Annotated in this window: 10 protein-coding genes; 7 read left to right on the top strand and 3 right to left on the bottom strand. The window is 51.4% G+C overall.

What is annotated here, in order from left to right; genetic code table 11:
• The first annotated feature begins 46 nt into the window (after positions 1–46).
• Together ACO0K9_RS10230 and ACO0K9_RS10225 are read left to right on the top strand one after the other, a co-directional pair.
• Positions 47–2,329, top strand: coding sequence for a hypothetical protein (locus ACO0K9_RS10230; protein ID WP_422984457.1), 2,283 nt, complete (start codon positions 47–49; stop codon positions 2,327–2,329).
• 233 nt (positions 2,330–2,562) lie between these two features.
• Positions 2,563–3,990, top strand: a complete 1,428-nt coding sequence (locus tag ACO0K9_RS10225) for a protein kinase domain-containing protein (protein ID WP_422984455.1) — start codon at positions 2,563–2,565, stop codon at positions 3,988–3,990.
• 28 nt (positions 3,991–4,018) lie between these two features.
• Here ACO0K9_RS10225 and ACO0K9_RS10220 read toward each other — a convergent pair whose 3' ends face one another.
• Complete coding sequence (locus tag ACO0K9_RS10220; protein WP_422984453.1) at positions 4,019–4,792, bottom strand: tRNA-uridine aminocarboxypropyltransferase; 774 nt, start codon at positions 4,790–4,792, stop codon at positions 4,019–4,021.
• 305 nt (positions 4,793–5,097) lie between these two features.
• A complete protein-coding gene (locus ACO0K9_RS10215) occupies positions 5,098–5,346 on the bottom strand; it encodes a DUF3297 family protein (protein ID WP_422984451.1) in 249 nt (82 codons plus the stop codon).
• 356 nt (positions 5,347–5,702) lie between these two features.
• Here ACO0K9_RS10215 and katG point away from each other — a divergent pair, with 356 nt between their 5' ends.
• Complete coding sequence (gene katG, locus ACO0K9_RS10210) at positions 5,703–7,895, top strand: catalase/peroxidase HPI (protein ID WP_422984449.1); 2,193 nt, start codon at positions 5,703–5,705, stop codon at positions 7,893–7,895.
• A gap of 193 nt (positions 7,896–8,088) precedes the next feature.
• Here katG and ACO0K9_RS10205 read toward each other — a convergent pair whose 3' ends face one another.
• On the bottom strand, positions 8,089–9,363 hold the full coding sequence (locus tag ACO0K9_RS10205) for a flavin-dependent oxidoreductase (protein ID WP_422984447.1): 1,275 nt from the start codon (positions 9,361–9,363) through the stop codon (positions 8,089–8,091).
• A 248-nt stretch (positions 9,364–9,611) separates the two neighbouring features.
• Here ACO0K9_RS10205 and ACO0K9_RS10200 point away from each other — a divergent pair, with 248 nt between their 5' ends.
• From ACO0K9_RS10200 to ACO0K9_RS10185, 4 genes are all read left to right on the top strand, one after another.
• Entirely contained in the window at positions 9,612–10,145 is a 534-nt protein-coding gene (locus tag ACO0K9_RS10200; RefSeq protein ID WP_422984445.1) for a MarR family winged helix-turn-helix transcriptional regulator, read from the top strand.
• 468 nt (positions 10,146–10,613) lie between these two features.
• The gene (locus ACO0K9_RS10195) at positions 10,614–11,756 is read left to right on the top strand and encodes an ABC transporter substrate-binding protein (protein ID WP_422984443.1); all 1,143 of its coding nucleotides are present in this window, start codon (positions 10,614–10,616) and stop codon (positions 11,754–11,756) included.
• A gap of 190 nt (positions 11,757–11,946) precedes the next feature.
• Positions 11,947–12,921, top strand: coding sequence for an AAA family ATPase (locus tag ACO0K9_RS10190; RefSeq protein ID WP_422984441.1), 975 nt, complete (start codon positions 11,947–11,949; stop codon positions 12,919–12,921).
• A 21-nt stretch (positions 12,922–12,942) separates the two neighbouring features.
• Positions 12,943–15,339: a S8 family peptidase gene (locus ACO0K9_RS10185; RefSeq protein WP_422984439.1), complete on the top strand. Its 2,397-nt coding sequence runs from the start codon at positions 12,943–12,945 to the stop codon at positions 15,337–15,339.
• The last annotated feature ends 72 nt before the right edge of the window (positions 15,340–15,411 follow it).

Below are 15,411 nucleotides of genomic sequence, written 5' to 3'. Positions count from 1 at the left end.
TTTGCTCAGGTGCAAAATTCATGTCCCCGCACCGGAGGAGTCTCGCATGTTCAGTCTGTCCAGCCCGTTTAGTACTTTTAGTATTTTTAGTACTGCCAAACTCAAATGTCCCCGTTGTGACCACAACAATATACAAGCAGCCGTGTATTGCACGCATTGCGGTTTGATGTTGAGCAGCCCCAGGCATGACGCCGTGCTGCACCATAACCGCTGGTTACCGACCGAGAATGAAGTCGCCCTTTTTTTTGGCGTGCGCCCACTGAGTAGTATCACCAGACAAAATCTGCATATCCCCGTCTGTGCGCGCGCCTATGTGCTGCAAGATAGCCAGATTGTTGAATTACATGCCGGTGATTATGTGGACAAGGATATTTTTGGCCAGCTAGCGGGTTTGCAAACAGAGCAGGCGGCAGAAATCTTGCTGACACGTCTCAACCCCTTTGCCTTGCTATTCAGTTTTGATGATTTGCATACGGCAGAATTTTTGGCGATCGTTGCCAAGTTTGTGGTCAGCGTCAAGATTGCCGATGTGCCTGCATTTGCCAAACACTTCATGCATGCGCCTGGCATCATCACCTGCCAGCAATTGCAGCAATTGCTGGAACCCATGGTGCGCCAGATCGCGGTTGAATTTTTGGGTGCGCAATCGCTGCGCGAACTGCAAGACAATCTCCATCTGCGCCAGCAACTTGATGAACGCCTGCTGTCCGCCCTGAACCAGATGATAGCCCAATACGGCTTTGTGGCAACCCAGGCGGTCACCCGTGAAGTGCGTCACGACAAGCTGACGGATGACAGGGAAAAAATCAGCGAAAAAATCGGCACCCTGCATCTGGTCATCGACGGCCAGCGCGCACAGCTGGAACACAGCAAGCGCCTGGATGCCATCTACACCAATAGCGAATGGCAAAAAGTCGCCAAACAGGAAGAGCAAATCCGCCTTCGTTACCGGCGTGAAGAAATGCGCCAGCAATTTGGTAAAGACCTGGGCTGGCTGTATATGCAAGGCCAGTTGGAAAACGCCAAGAAACGCCTGGGCCGTGCCAAGCTGCGCCAGGATGAAAACGAACGCCTGCAAGCCATACGCGCGCGCGAGCTGGAATTATATGGCCGCGTCGTCGAAGCCACTAGCCGCAAGCATGCGCTGGAACGTGGTGCCGCAGAGACCATCAAAGAGCTGGAACACAGCCTCAAACAAAAGTCAGAACATCGCCAGAACGAAGCTGACCAGTGGCTGCACATACGTACCCTGGCGCGCATCAAGATGCGTTCAGAATCAGAAATCACCCAGTTGCAAAGCAAAGAAGCCGCGCAACTGATGCATCAAAAAATCCAGCATCAGTTACAAAAATTCCAGCTGGAACATGAAGTCGCCCAGGCCAGCCTGATCGCCGATCAAGACCAGCAAAAAGCCCAGACGGAATTACTGCGTCACAAGCAAAACCAACTGGCACGCCGTGAACAGGAACTGGAAGACGAAGAACAAAAGAGCCGTCTCATCCTCATCAGCATAGAAGCCGAAGCCAAGGCACGTGAATTCCAGCGCATACAAGCCTGGGAAGAAGAATTGCAGCAACAACGCAAACGTGCCCTGTTGCGTGAAGACAGCATCAGTGACGCCGATACCGGGCTACAACTGAGCCAGTTGCAAGAAAAGGTCAATAGCATCCAGCGCGGCGACAACCAGGCCGATGCCATGGTTCAGCATGAAAAACTGCTCAACACCTTGAAAGCCCAGTCTCTGTTTGAACAACAAGCGCAGCAACAACGCCATCAGACAACAATGGCAGAGATAGAAGCAGAAACCCTGCGCCAGCAACTTAAACAGCAGGATGACGAACGCCGCTGGCAAAGAGAATTGCAACAGGCAGAAGCAGAGCATGTCGACCAGTTCGCCAGACTGAATCTGGAACGTGAACAGCGTCAGGCACAACAGGCGCACGATGCCTTGCTGGCCCGCATCGCCATCGAGCGTATGAGCGCGATTGCCAACTTCAGCGAAACCGGCAAGATCGCCACTGCCGATGCGCCCAATGCAGTTGCCCTGGCCGAGATTGTCAAAATCCAGACACAAGCCAGTTTGACGGCAGAACAAATTCTGGCCATGCAGGCCGGCATGTCAGCACACGCGGCCCAAGCCATGAGTGCCATGGCCAGCGTGCAACAAGGTATGACCTGGGAACAGGCCGTCAAGATGCTGCAGGAACGCATCCAGGACGAGCGGCAACAAAGAGAAACCGAACAGCAAAGACGCCACGAGATCGATCTGAGTATGGCGCAAAACGCCAACCACCGCGCTTCACAAACCGGGCATGGTGGTCGCAAATGAAAATGACATGATTGGTCAATCAAAGAAATAACACACTGCACGACAACAATTGATTTTACCGTTTAAGAACCTGTTTACGATCTGTAGCGAGCGAGCGTCAGCGGGGTGAAGAGCAGCGCAAAAAGCGGAATGTACTTAAGTACATGAGCATTTTGAGCAGCGCATGAGCCCCGATCACGCTCGCGCAGTAAGATCGGAAACAGGTTCCAAGAAAAGTAGCTGCTATCAAAACTATGCAAACGCCAATACAAAAAATCCGTGAATTGCGCGCATTGCTGGATGAAGGGCTGCTGACAGAAGACGAATTCAAGCAGCGTAAAGACGCCATACTCGATACCGAACTTGCCCCTGTTATCTCCCGGCAGGCCAGCAAACCTGCACAAGAGAATAGCCAGGGCACCGACCTCGGTTTTCTGGCGGGGCAAGAAGTGGGCGGATTGTCCAAACGCTATCGGCTGGAGCGCCTGTTAGGGCAGGGTGGCATGGGCCAGGTGTGGCAAGCCACAGACCTGGCAACCCAGGCAGAGCTGGGCCATAGCGAAATGGTGGCACTCAAGATTTTGTCGCCGCAGTTGACCCAAAGTACCATGCATGCGCGCCTGCTGGTGGAAGAAGCATCTCTGGTGCGCAGGCTGGCGCATGAACATATCGTCAGGGTATATGACTGGGCGCGTGACCCTGCCACCAGCAGCTATTTCATCATCATGGAATACCTGGATGGGCAAGACCTGGAAAATTATCTGGCCAAACACAGCCGTTGCACCCTCAGGCAAGTGCTGGACATGCTTGGCCCCGTGGCCGATGCCCTCCACTATGCATGGGACAAACACAAACTCGTCCATCGTGATTTAAAACCCGGCAACCTCTTGCTGACGCAGGCTGGCGATATCAAATTGCTGGACTTTGGTATCTCGGCCCGTTTGCGCAGCCACACTGAAGCCGGGCTTGTTTCCACAGGCATGACGCCATCACGTTCACCCTATGCAGGCACCGCCGGCTACCGCGCGCCAGAAGCAGGCAGCCATCAGCACAGTCCGGGTCTGGATGTGTATGCAGTTGCCGTCATGATCTACCAGATGCTGGAAACGGCCATGCCCTTTGGCGAATACCGTCATCCACAACAACATCCCATGCCGCCCGCCGCACTCAATGCCGCACAATGGCAAGTCTTGCAAAGCGGCTTCGCCATCCAGCCAGACCAGCGCCCCGTCAGTGTGCGGGCATTGCTGCAAGCCTTGCAAACTGCCGGCAAACCAGGCCTGGGTGCAGTGCAGGGTAAAGTGAACGTCAGCAAGGCAGGCATTAAGGAATCGCCCATAGAAGCCGCTGCCCGCCAGCGTGCCGAACAAAGGCGGCAACGTAAAGAACTGGAAAAGCAAAGACGCGAACACGCCAGCGCCGCACTGCATGCACTCATCGCCAGGCAAAACCGTTTGCGCGCCATCGAAGACGCCCAACTACGCCAAAAGGAAGAACAGCTGCGTCAGAAGAAAGAACAGCAAGCACAAAAACGCCAGCAAGAAGAAGCCATGCTCGCAACAGCACAAGACGATGTACCTACCGATGTCACCATTACCTGGGAAGAAGCGCAACGCTATCTGGCTGCCATCAGCCGCAATGCCGGGCCAGATAATGGGAAGTTGCCAGGGGTGTCGGGCTAGTTAGATATCGCCCGACAGGACCAAGAGGTTAAGTCGAAGAAGCGGCCAATGCCCGCAACTGCAAATGCAAGACATCGTCCCACTCCACTTTCAACTGCTGTTTTGCCCGCAGATAGTGGTCTGTGAACAGGTCCAGGTACATTTCCAGTGCCTGCGCTGCGGCATGGTCGCCAGCCAGGCCCAGGCATATGGCGGCTACTTCAGATGTGCATAAATGATCATCGCGGCGTGAGCGGCGCAGGCGATAGCGCGACAATTGTTCTGGCAACAGGCTGAGTACCGGGAATTGCGTCAGGTAAGGGCTTTTCTTGAAAATTTTGCGTGCTTCTGGCCAGGTGGCATCCAGCAAGATGAATAGCGGGCGTTTGTTTCCAGCGCCGCTTGTTGTGGATGTCGGTTGCGTAGTTGCTGGTAACAATTCCGTAATCACCCGTTCAGGTGTCACAAACTCACCGGGAAAAACGACATACGGCTGCCATTGCGGGTCTGCCAGCACGGCCAGCAGTGCCGGGTCCACCTCGGTACGCGCCCAGCCAAATGCCATCGTATCTGGCACCACATCGGCAATCAGCCAGCCGGTGTTACTGGGCTTTAAGGTTTCGTGTTCCGCCATCAGCAGGCATACCCCGGCACGGGTGGGCACGACAGGCCGCAGCGTGCACAGGCAATGACTAAGGATCAGCCGACAGCCGCCACAACGTTCACCCTTGGGCCCACCACGCGCCAGAAATGGCCGGGTGCTGCGCAGCAGACGGGCAGAGCGCAGGCGCGATACAGCATGGGGCGGGTAGGAGGGTTTCATTAGCGGTACAGCGTCAAGGTATCATCAGCAAGCATACAAGGCAGCATATCAGTGGACTGTAACAATTGAAAACAGAGTGCCTTCCGCTTGCGCGACGACCATGGCTGCGTTGCAAATGCTCGCGATAGTTCACTATCGCTCCGCTTTGCGCCTTGCCCTGATCGCCGGGCAAGCGTCTTTCACTTCTGTTTCAAAGTTACAGTCCACTGTACAGCGCTTACCACTGCGCCAAAGACACCGGGCAAGCCCGGCAATAGAAATAATAGAAATGCTGGCTGGATGCTTTCTGCATCCAGCCAAATCAATCAGCGATAAAACGCCTCGACCACGCCCTTGACCTTGATCATCAAAGGATGGCCCTTGCGGTCACGTGCCTTGCCAGCAGCAACGCTGACCCAGCCTTCGCTGATGCAATATTCCTCAACATCGTTGCGCTCTTTGCCATTGAGCTTAATACCGACATCGTGTTCAAACACGGCGGCAACATGATAAGGGCTGCGCGGATCAACTGACAGGCGATCCGGTAATGGGGGGTATTGTGTAGTGTCGTTCATGAGCGCAATTATCCCTTAGAAGTGCAGTGGATTCAATGGCCCCGGTGTTTTGGTGTAAATAAGCTAATATGTAAATTCATTCAGCGCAGATACTACAAAAATAAGTACAAAAATAAGTACGAAAATAAGTACAAAAATAAGCCTGTCATTTTGAAGGCAGATGCAATGCTCAATCTGGCAGTCGATAGTTAAAATGAATTGAATCAATAAATTAAATTAAGTATACCTATTAATCATCCATCCCTACAATCGGCCATGTAATCAGTGTCATTCAGAGGCTGTTGCGAAATCAAGTTGGTGTTATGTCGTATAGCCAGCTTGATTTTGCAACAGCCTCCCCATCCAAGGAGATAACGATGTCAAACGAAGCAAAATGCCCGTTCGCGGGTGCCGCCCGCACTGCAGTGGCAGCCAGCCACGCCAACGCAGACTGGTGGCCAAATCAATTAAACCTCAAGATATTGCATCAACATGCCCCCGCATCCAATCCGCTGGGTGAAGATTTCAATTACGCTGCAGCATTCAAGACCCTGGACCTGGACGCCGTCATCAAAGACCTGCACGTCCTGATGACCGATTCGCAAGAATGGTGGCCTGCCGATTACGGCCACTATGGCCCCTTCTTTATCCGCATGGCCTGGCATAGCGCAGGTACCTATCGCACTGCTGATGGTCGCGGTGGTGGCGGCGCCGGTGCACAACGCTTTGCCCCACTCAACAGCTGGCCTGACAATGGCAACCTCGATAAGGCACGCCGCCTGCTGTGGCCCATCAAGCAAAAATACGGCAACAAACTGTCATGGGCAGATTTGATGATACTGGCCGGTAACGTCGCGCTTGATTCCATGGGCTTCAAGACCTTTGGTTTTGCCGGTGGCCGCCCCGACATCTGGGAACCAGAAGAAGACATCTACTGGGGCCCCGAAGGCAAATGGCTGGATGACCAGCGCTACAGCGGCGACCGCGATCTGCAAAACCCGCTCGCCGCCGTACAGATGGGCCTGATCTACGTCAATCCCGAAGGCCCGAACGGCAAGCCAGATCCGCTTGCATCGGCACGCGACATACGCGAAACCTTTGCCCGCATGGCCATGAATGACGAAGAAACCGTCGCCCTGGTAGCCGGTGGCCATACCTTCGGCAAAGCCCATGGTGCAGGTGATCCATCCCAGGTCGGCGCAGAACCAGAAGGTGCCAGCCTGGAAGAACAGGGCCTGGGCTGGAAAAACAGCTTTGGCACAGGCAAAGGTGTGCACACCATCACCAGCGGTATCGAAGGTGCCTGGACCGCCACCCCAACCACCTGGGACAATTCTTACTTTGAAACCCTGTTCGGCTACGAATGGGAACTCAACAAGAGCCCAGCCGGTGCCCATCAATGGACACCCAAAGACCCAGCCGCCAGGACCACCGTGCCCGATGCGCACGACCCGGCACTGCGTCACGCACCAATGATGACGACCGCAGATATGGCCCTGCGCACCGACCCGGCCTACGAAAAAATCTCGCGCCGCTTCCTGCAAAATCCGCAAGAGCTGGCTGATGCCTTTGCCCGTGCCTGGTTTAAACTCACCCACCGCGACATGGGCCCCATCGCCCGCTACCTTGGCCCTTTGGTACCAAAAGAAGAACTGATTTGGCAAGACCCTGTTCCAGTCGTTAACCATGCCCTGGTGGATGACGAGGATGTGGCTAGCCTCAAGGCCAAGCTGCTGGCGTCTGGTCTGTCTGTATCCCAACTGGTGAATACTGCCTGGGCATCGGCATCCACCTTCCGTGGCAGCGACAAGCGCGGCGGTGCCAACGGCGCACGCTTGCGTCTGGCCCCGCAAAAAGATTGGGACATTAACCAGCCTGCAGAGCTGGCCACTGTGCTGGCCAAGTTGGAAGCCATACAGGCAGAGTTCAATGCCAGCCAATCCGGCAAAAAAATCTCGCTGGCAGATTTGATCGTGCTGGGTGGCAGTGCCGGTATCGAAGCAGCGGCGAAGAAAGCTGGCCATGACATCAAGGTGCCTTTCACCCCAGGGCGCATGGACGCCACACAAGACCAGACCGACGTCGCATCGTTTGAAGTGTTGGAACCGGCGGCAGACGGCTTCCGCAACTACCTGCGCAAAGGTTTGGAAGGAACAGCTGCTGCCTTGTTGATCGACAAGGCACAGTTGCTGAACCTTGGTGCACCTGAGCTGACAGTCCTGATAGGTGGCCTGCGCGTACTGGACGCCAACGCCGGAAAAACACAACTCGGTGTATTCACCAAACGACCAGAAACCCTGAGCAATGATTTCTTCGTTAATTTGCTGGACATGAACACCAAGTGGCAACAGTCAGGCACCGCAGGCGTACTGGAAGGCCGCGACCGCGCCAGTGGCGAGGTGAAATGGACTGCCAGCGTGGTTGACCTTGTCTTCGGTTCCAATTCACAACTGCGCGCCGTGGCAGAAATCTACGCAAGCAGCGATTCGCAGCAGAAGTTTGTGAATGATTTTGTGGCGGCGTGGACCAAGGTCATGAATGCGGACAGGTTTGATTTGGCAGTACGTTGAGCCGGTAGTAGGGTAACTCCTCCCCTTCAAGGGGAGGTCAGGGTGGGGATGGGGTTCCGTTGATTAACTTGCGATCAAATTGCAAAAGAAACCCATCCCTACCCTAACCCTTCCCTTGAAAGGAAGGGGACTCGCCACTGCCCGATATGAGATCACTGGTATTTCAAAAACAATTAGCCTTCCTCGTTGCAGCTCAAGAATTTTTATCCGTAGGCCCAGCCATTCCAGCCACCCCTGTCCCCCGTAAGGCATCCTTATCAAACCCAGCCAGTCGCTTATAGCGCAAAGAAATCGCCTCCAGCTCTGACTGCGCGATCACATCCGTTACATTCGCAAAACCCTGCGGCGCACGTTCTTCTGCCAGTTGCATCACCTGTTCAGGCCCGTTCATACGGTTGCGCAACACAATGCCGGTGGTGCGTGGCAAGCGTTCTGCTTCGTATTCGCGCAGGGCGCACAGGACGTTGACTTCATTGCTCAGGCAATCGGCCAGGTAACGGGCATCCAGAATCGCCTGTGCACTGCCGTTTGAACCTATTGGATACATAGGGTGGGCGGCATCGCCCATCAGCGTTACGCGCTCGAAGGTCCAGCGCGGTAACGGGTCGCGGTCTACCAGTGGAAATTCATACACCACCTCTGCCGCTTCGATCAGCGCAGGGATATCGATCCAGCCCCATTTCCAACTGTCAAACGGCTTGCTGAAGGTGGACTTGTCGACCTTGCGGTTCCAGTCTGACGTAGGCAATTCACCACCCGGCACGCGCAGCTCTGCAATCCAGTTGATCAGCGAGCGGCCTTGCGTGCGCAAGGGTTCAGAGATAGGGTAAGCAACAAATTTCTGGTCCTGGTAGCCTGCCATGAACATACTGCGCCCATCCATATAAGGCTCTGCCTCCGTCACCGCTCGCCATAACATACGGCCAGAGAAGCGTGGCTGATCACCCTGCGGATACAAAAAGCGCCGCACTGCAGAATGGATGCCGTCCGCACCGATCAACAAGTCAGATTCCACCTGCACCGCCGATTGGTCTGCCTGCCTGGTAAAGGTAGAAATCACCTTGTCTGCCACTTGCTCAAACGACGCGAATGCATGTCCCTGGTGAATGTGGTCCGCGCCCAGCCGGTCTATCGCGCTTTGCAATAAGGTCATTTGCAATTCACCACGGTGTATGGAATATTGTGGCGAATCATAGCCAGCGGCCCGACCACGTGGCTCTTGCCAGATTTTCTGGCCAAATTTATTGAAATAAGATAGCGATGCAGTCTCAATACCGCGCTCGGCCAGGCAAGCTTCCAGCCCCAGCTGACACAATTGCTGGCTGGCATGGGGCAACAAATTGATGCCCACGCCCAGCGGCTTGATTTCACTGACTGCTTCGTACACCTCTACATGGATCCCACGCTCATGCAACATCAGCGCAAGAGTCAGGCCGCCTATGCCGGCACCGGCGATAACCACTTTCATGTCTGCCTCCAGCAGGATTTTATTTGGCACGCCTTTATAAGTGTGGCGTAATTGTTATACTGTATTACAGTTATCCAAGGTAACACAAGATTTGTTGCATTTTCCTGGAGTTGCGAGTGCGTGAATTCAGGCTTGCGGCAGTGCCGGATGCTACCGTGTTTGTGTATCAGCAAGGTTCCCCCGTTTTATAACGACGCCCAGCATGTACAATAGATAAGACAAGAAGCCCACCGCAAATACGTCTTAACATGCCCAAACAGAAACCAGCCACCAGCAAACGACAGCCTGGCACCGCAATGCCCAGGCGCTCAACCAGCACGGCGCAAGCTATCACTTTCAATGCGCGCATAGAAGGCATCAACTACGACATCCTCGAAGAACTGACAGGCTACGCCGTACGCCGTGCCCAGTTATCGATTTACGCAGATTTTACGGTCAGCCTGGGTGCTTATGACATTACCCCCCAGCGCTTTTCTTCATTGGTCATTATCAGCAGCAACCCCGGCATTTCGCAGACCCGCCTGGCCGAAGTCATGGGCATTGCACGATCAGGTGTTGTTTCCATCATAGACAATTTTGAACAGGCCGGCCTGCTGGAACGACAAGATTCCGGCGACCGCCGATCCTACAACCTGCACCTGACCAAAGAAGGCCAGCGCCAGTTGGAAAAATACAAACAGGCAGTGAAAGAACATGATGACAGAGTCAGCCAGCAATTGACCGCAAAGGAAAGGCAACAGTTGCGGGCATTGTTAGGTAAGTTGTGTATAGAGTCCAAATAAAGCAGCGGTCATTTGGCGGCGGTTGAGCATATTTGTAGGGTGCGCCGCGCGCACCGTCCAATTGCCAAAATTCAATATATGCTGATTTCGTGCACCGCAGCATGTTCATACACCAACAAACCGGTGCGCGTGGCGCACCCTACGGGGTACAGGTCAGTTCGTAGGTTGGGCTATGCCTTATCAGCCCAACACTCAGCATTTAAATAACGTATTCGTTTAACATTGGCCCAACGCGGTCCGGCCGAACCCATGCGGTGCAGTCATCCACTAACACCCGCCCCAAAAAACCTCAAACCCCACTTGCATCTCACCCAAAATATTATTATATTGAATAACTGTTATACAGCATAACAATAACGAGTCGCAATAAGCACCCCCATCAATTCCAAGCCCAGCCTGGCAAACAAGGCGCAATAACACCCAGCCACACCCGCATCCGCAATACCAACAATAAAACAGGAGACTGCAATGCAACTCATCACCAAACCCACGCTACTGGCCCTGCTGATAGGCGCGACCATAGGCACCGCCCAGGCCGACATCACCATCGGTGTCAGCCTGCCCCTGACCGGCCCTGCATCCGGGCTAGGCATCCCCACCAAGAATGGCATTAGCCTGTGGCCCGACACCATCGGTGGTGAAAAAGTCAAACTCGTCATCCTTGACGATGCATCTGACACCACCCAGTCCAGCAAGAATGCCCGCAGGCTCATCACCGATGACAAGGTGGATGTCATCATCGGCTCCACCGCCACACCCGCTTCGGTGGCCCTGGCAGAAGTCGCATCTGAACTCAAGACGCCACAAATCTCTACCTCACCAGTTGAAATGGCACCGGGCAAAGGTGCCTGGACCTTCCGCATCGCGCAGTCAACATCGCTCATGGCTCATGCCGTTGCTGACCACATGAAAAAAGTGGGCGTCAAAACCTATGCCTACCTCGGCTATTCAGACGCCTATGGCGAAGCCTGGTTGAAAGGCATCACAGCCGCCGCCAGCAAAGATGGCCTGCAGTCCGTCGCCACTGAACGCTTCAACCGCCCCGACACCAGCGTCACCGCACAAACCCTGAAGCTGGTTGCTGCCAAACCTGACGCCATCCTCATCGGCGCATCCGGCAGCGGCTCAGCCATGCCGCACAAGGCCCTGATAGAACGCGGCTACAAAGGCAAAATCTACCAAACCCACGGTGCGGCCTCGCGTGACCTGATACGTCTGGGTGGCAAAGATGTGGAAGGTGCTTTCGTCGTTGCTGGCCTGGCCATCCTGCCAGAGCTGCTGCCAGAAGATCACCCCTCCAAACGTCTGGCCACCGACTTCACCAATCGCTATGAAAAACAATTCGGCGAAGGCACCAGAAACCAGTTCGCCGCCCACGGCTATGATGCCTACCTGCTGCTGAATCGCGTTATTCCGCTGGCACTAAAAAAAGCCAAACCCGGCACACCGGAGTTTCGCACCGCCCTGAAAGACGCCATGGAATCCGAAATCGACATCCCCATCACTCAGGGCGTGTTGCATTACACCGCCAATGACCATTTCGGCCTGGAAGAAAAAGCGAGGGTGATGTTGATGATACAGAATGGGAATTGGAAAGCGGTTGCGCCTTGAGGCGTAAAAGGAGCCGCTACAATTTGCAGTATCGTTTATGTGAGCAATGTCTTTCACGGTAAAGAGTAGTCTGCAGAAAAGATTGAAATTTGTGTTTTTTTTCCCAAAAGAGTAAGCATGACTGAGATAATCGGCATATGATGGTAATGCTTGCTTAATTGATATTTAATATTGAAATATTGGAACTTGTATGGCTAGTGGAAAAATCTTGCGACAACTTTTGAAAGCGGGTACCGCTGGAGATAAGGAGGGTTTCCGCTTAGCTTCAGAGTCGATAATTGAAGAAGAACGGTTAAAGCAACACCATCTTCTCGCGAATGATTTAGAAAAAATTCTTTATACGTCCGGCGTTGATTCAGAGGGAAAATTATCAAGACTATTTCCTTCAGTTCCAACGGATAAAGAGCGTGGTTTACCACTTTTTGATATTAGGCATTCGCAGCGAACACTAGAAGAATTAATCCTCCCACCAGAAAATTTGTCTGCCGTGGAGGAATTACTTGGTGAACATCGCAGGCAGGATATTTTGCGATCTTATGGCATGCGACCAGCAGGTAAGGTTCTTTTTTTCGGACCACCTGGGTGTGGAAAAACGTTGACTGCAGAAGTTATCGCTTGTGAACTGGACCTTCCTTTAGCAATAGTAAGGCTTGATGCTCTGGTATCTTCATTTCTTGGTGAAACTGCGGCAAATTTGCGTAAAGTTTTTGACTATATTAGTCAGTATCCAATGGTCGCGCTTTTCGACGAATTTGACGCGATCGGTAAAGAGCGCTCCGATAGCACTGAACATGGCGAATTACGGCGGGTAGTTAATGCTGTGCTCCAAATGATGGATGCGTATCAAGGAAATAGTTTGATAATCGCAGCAACCAATCATGAGCAAATTTTGGACAGTGCAATTTGGCGGAGATTTGATGACGTTTTTGAATTTTCAAAGCCTTCTCGCGACATGATAGGTGCAATTTTACGCTCTAAACTGCGCGGTGTTCGGAGACAATTTGAAACTGATCAGGTAGAGATTCTCGACTTATTTGATGGATTAAGTGGCGCAGATATTGAGCGTGTAGTTCGCCGTGCGATCAAACGCAATATTCTCAAAGGTCAAGAATTTCTCAATCTTAAAGATCTTTCTAGCGCACGAAGCAAGGAAATTAGGCGGTAGGGATTATTGGGGAAGCTAACAATGGCAGAACTGTATAAACATATCCGTATCAAGAAAGAAGAGCTCATAAATGATCGACGAACACGACAATATAAAATTCCTGCCTTTAAGCGTGGCGACCTAGCTACTCACGGGCAAAAACTAGGTAGCCTTCTCCAAGAAGCCATCTTTGAGGCTCGAAAGCAAAATTCTTCAAATGCCAATCGATTTGTCCTCAAGTTAGAGCATATCGGTATGCTTGATATTCAGCACTTGAATAAGCATGGGGTTGAATTCATCAGTCAAGAAGAGGCAGGTATTTGCATTGCATTTGCAAATGAATCTGGATTAGTTCAGTTTGCAAATCACTTATCACTTTTGGGTTTGGATGATAGTAAATTAACCTACAAGCAAATTCTTACAGCGCTGGAGAGCGTTGGTAATTGGACTCGCCAAGATCGTGAGAGTTGGGCTGTTAAATATTATGGTTTGCCTGACAGCCCTTTGTTTAGACTTGACGTGGAACTTTGGCCTATAGAAGTAAGTAACCATCCAATGAGGGCGCGTTTAGTTGCAGAATTTGGAAATTGGTTGACTGGCAACGGGATTCATCAAATCGACCTTATTAGCTTGGATAGCCTTTTACTATATAGGCTAGAAGTCAGCTCAGCTCAAGCAGATTTGCTTTTTGAACACAGCGATGTACGATATATCGATTTATTGCCTCAATCAGGTATACAGCACGCGCAGCTGAATATTGATATTTCTGATATTCCAAATCAATTACCTTCTCCAAATCAAGATAGCGCCAGAATCTGTATTTTAGATAGTGGTATAAATACCAATCATCCTTTACTCAGATCAGCCGTCGCAGAAAATACCAGCTACATTAGTGGGGTAGCCGAAGATGACGATGTTGGTCATGGCACAGCCATAGCCGGGATTGCATTGTACGGAGATATAGAAGCCTGTGCCGAAAGTAACTACTGGAAACCTGACTTATGGTTGTTTAGTGGGAAGATACTATATTTAGATAAGCATACGGGTGAAGCGCAATTTGATCCAAGAACGATTGAGACAGTATTGAGTAGTGCAGTGCATTATTTTTATACTGTTCATGGGTGCAGGATTTTCAATTTGTCTATTGGTAATCGTAATGCTCCGTATGACAGTAGACATATAAAGGGTGTTGCATATTTACTAGACAAATTGGCTCGTGAATGTAACGTGCTGTTCGTTGTGTCGGCTGGTAATTTTAATGGATCGGACACCCCGCCCGTTCCTCGTGAAAGTTGGAGGGCTGAGTATCCTGAATATTTGACTTGCCCAGAGTCAATAATTATTGATCCTGCACCTGCTTTAAACGTTCTTACAGTAGGTAGTGTCGCTAGACATAATGCACACATAAATGAGCAGCGTTACCCCGAGATTCATGCACTGTCCCCAGCATCTGATCGTCAGCCTTCCCCATTTACTCGACATGGCCCGTCAATCAAAGGTGCAATCAAACCAGACGTAGTGGCTACGGGAGGAAACCTCGCTTCTCCTATGAGACAAGAAGGGGGACAGTGGAAAGCCGATGCAAGGGGAATGGGGGTATTGACTCTACATCATGATTTCATAGGAAAAACTCTGCTAAAAGAAATTTCCGGCACTAGTTTTGCTGCACCATATATTGCACATTTAGCTGGCCGGATACTCAATGAATACCCGGGGTCTTCTGCAAATCTGTTAAGGGCAATGCTCGTAAATCACGCGGTATTGCCTCAGCAAGCAAAAGAAATATTTACTGATGAACTTAAAGACAACCATAAAGAAAAGTATGGAAGTAATTTATTTCATGATGTTCTAGGATACGGCCTTGTGGATACTGATACCTTGTTTCGTTCATCAGAATCTGCAGTAGTATTATTTTCTGAAGAAGTAATAGAACACGACTCACATCAGTTTTTTGAATTACCTTTACCCGATTCTTTTTTGCGCTCAAATAGAGCGAAAAGAGAGTTAAGAGTTTCGTTAGCTTACTCTCCTCCAGTGCGGACAACACGGTTAGATTATGTAGCTACAAAGATATTTTTCCGGTTGGTTAAAGGAAGCTCGTTAGAAGAAGTACAAAAATCGTTTAATCATGAAACTCAATTGGATACTGAAGTTAGAAATGACGATGCTATAAGTAATCGTTCGATTAGTGCGCAAGCTAGAGGTAAAGGTACTGTGCAGTCTTCAACATGGGAGTTTAAGCAGTTGTCGCCGAAAGTCAAATGGTTCATTGTAGTAACCCGCCAAGATCGTTTGGGTTGGGGAAATGAGCTTTGTAACAAAACCGAATCATATGCATTAGTTGTAACTGTTACGGATAGAGATAATGCTGAAGCACAACTCTATGCGCAAATACAAAGCCGTATTGAAGTTCAAGAGCAGGAGCGTGTACGAGTTTAGAAATTATTATTGTGAAACTAGTTGGGAGTTAGGAATGCTCAATGTTACAGCACACAAAATTACTGTATCGAC

It is taken from the genome of Undibacterium sp. Ji50W (assembly GCF_049340445.1).
In the GTDB taxonomy this organism is placed as follows: Bacteria; Pseudomonadota; Gammaproteobacteria; order Burkholderiales; family Burkholderiaceae_D; genus Undibacterium.
The sequence above is the reverse complement of the archived record's forward strand: the minus strand, read 5'-3'. Positions and strand labels throughout refer to the sequence as shown.

What these genes read in the sequence shown, in the direction of transcription:
- ACO0K9_RS10230 (WP_422984457.1), top strand. Translation starts at nt 47, where the DNA reads ATGTTCAGTCTGTCCAGCCCGTTTAGTACTTTTAGTATTTTTAGTACT.
- ACO0K9_RS10225 (WP_422984455.1), top strand. Translation starts at nt 2,563, where the DNA reads ATGCAAACGCCAATACAAAAAATCCGTGAATTGCGCGCATTGCTGGAT.
- ACO0K9_RS10220 (WP_422984453.1), bottom strand. Translation starts at nt 4,792, where the DNA reads ATGAAACCCTCCTACCCGCCCCATGCTGTATCGCGCCTGCGCTCTGCC.
- ACO0K9_RS10215 (WP_422984451.1), bottom strand. Translation starts at nt 5,346, where the DNA reads ATGAACGACACTACACAATACCCCCCATTACCGGATCGCCTGTCAGTT.
- katG (WP_422984449.1), top strand. Translation starts at nt 5,703, where the DNA reads ATGTCAAACGAAGCAAAATGCCCGTTCGCGGGTGCCGCCCGCACTGCA.
- ACO0K9_RS10205 (WP_422984447.1), bottom strand. Translation starts at nt 9,363, where the DNA reads ATGAAAGTGGTTATCGCCGGTGCCGGCATAGGCGGCCTGACTCTTGCG.
- ACO0K9_RS10200 (WP_422984445.1), top strand. Translation starts at nt 9,612, where the DNA reads ATGCCCAAACAGAAACCAGCCACCAGCAAACGACAGCCTGGCACCGCA.
- ACO0K9_RS10195 (WP_422984443.1), top strand. Translation starts at nt 10,614, where the DNA reads ATGCAACTCATCACCAAACCCACGCTACTGGCCCTGCTGATAGGCGCG.
- ACO0K9_RS10190 (WP_422984441.1), top strand. Translation starts at nt 11,947, where the DNA reads ATGGCTAGTGGAAAAATCTTGCGACAACTTTTGAAAGCGGGTACCGCT.
- ACO0K9_RS10185 (WP_422984439.1), top strand. Translation starts at nt 12,943, where the DNA reads ATGGCAGAACTGTATAAACATATCCGTATCAAGAAAGAAGAGCTCATA.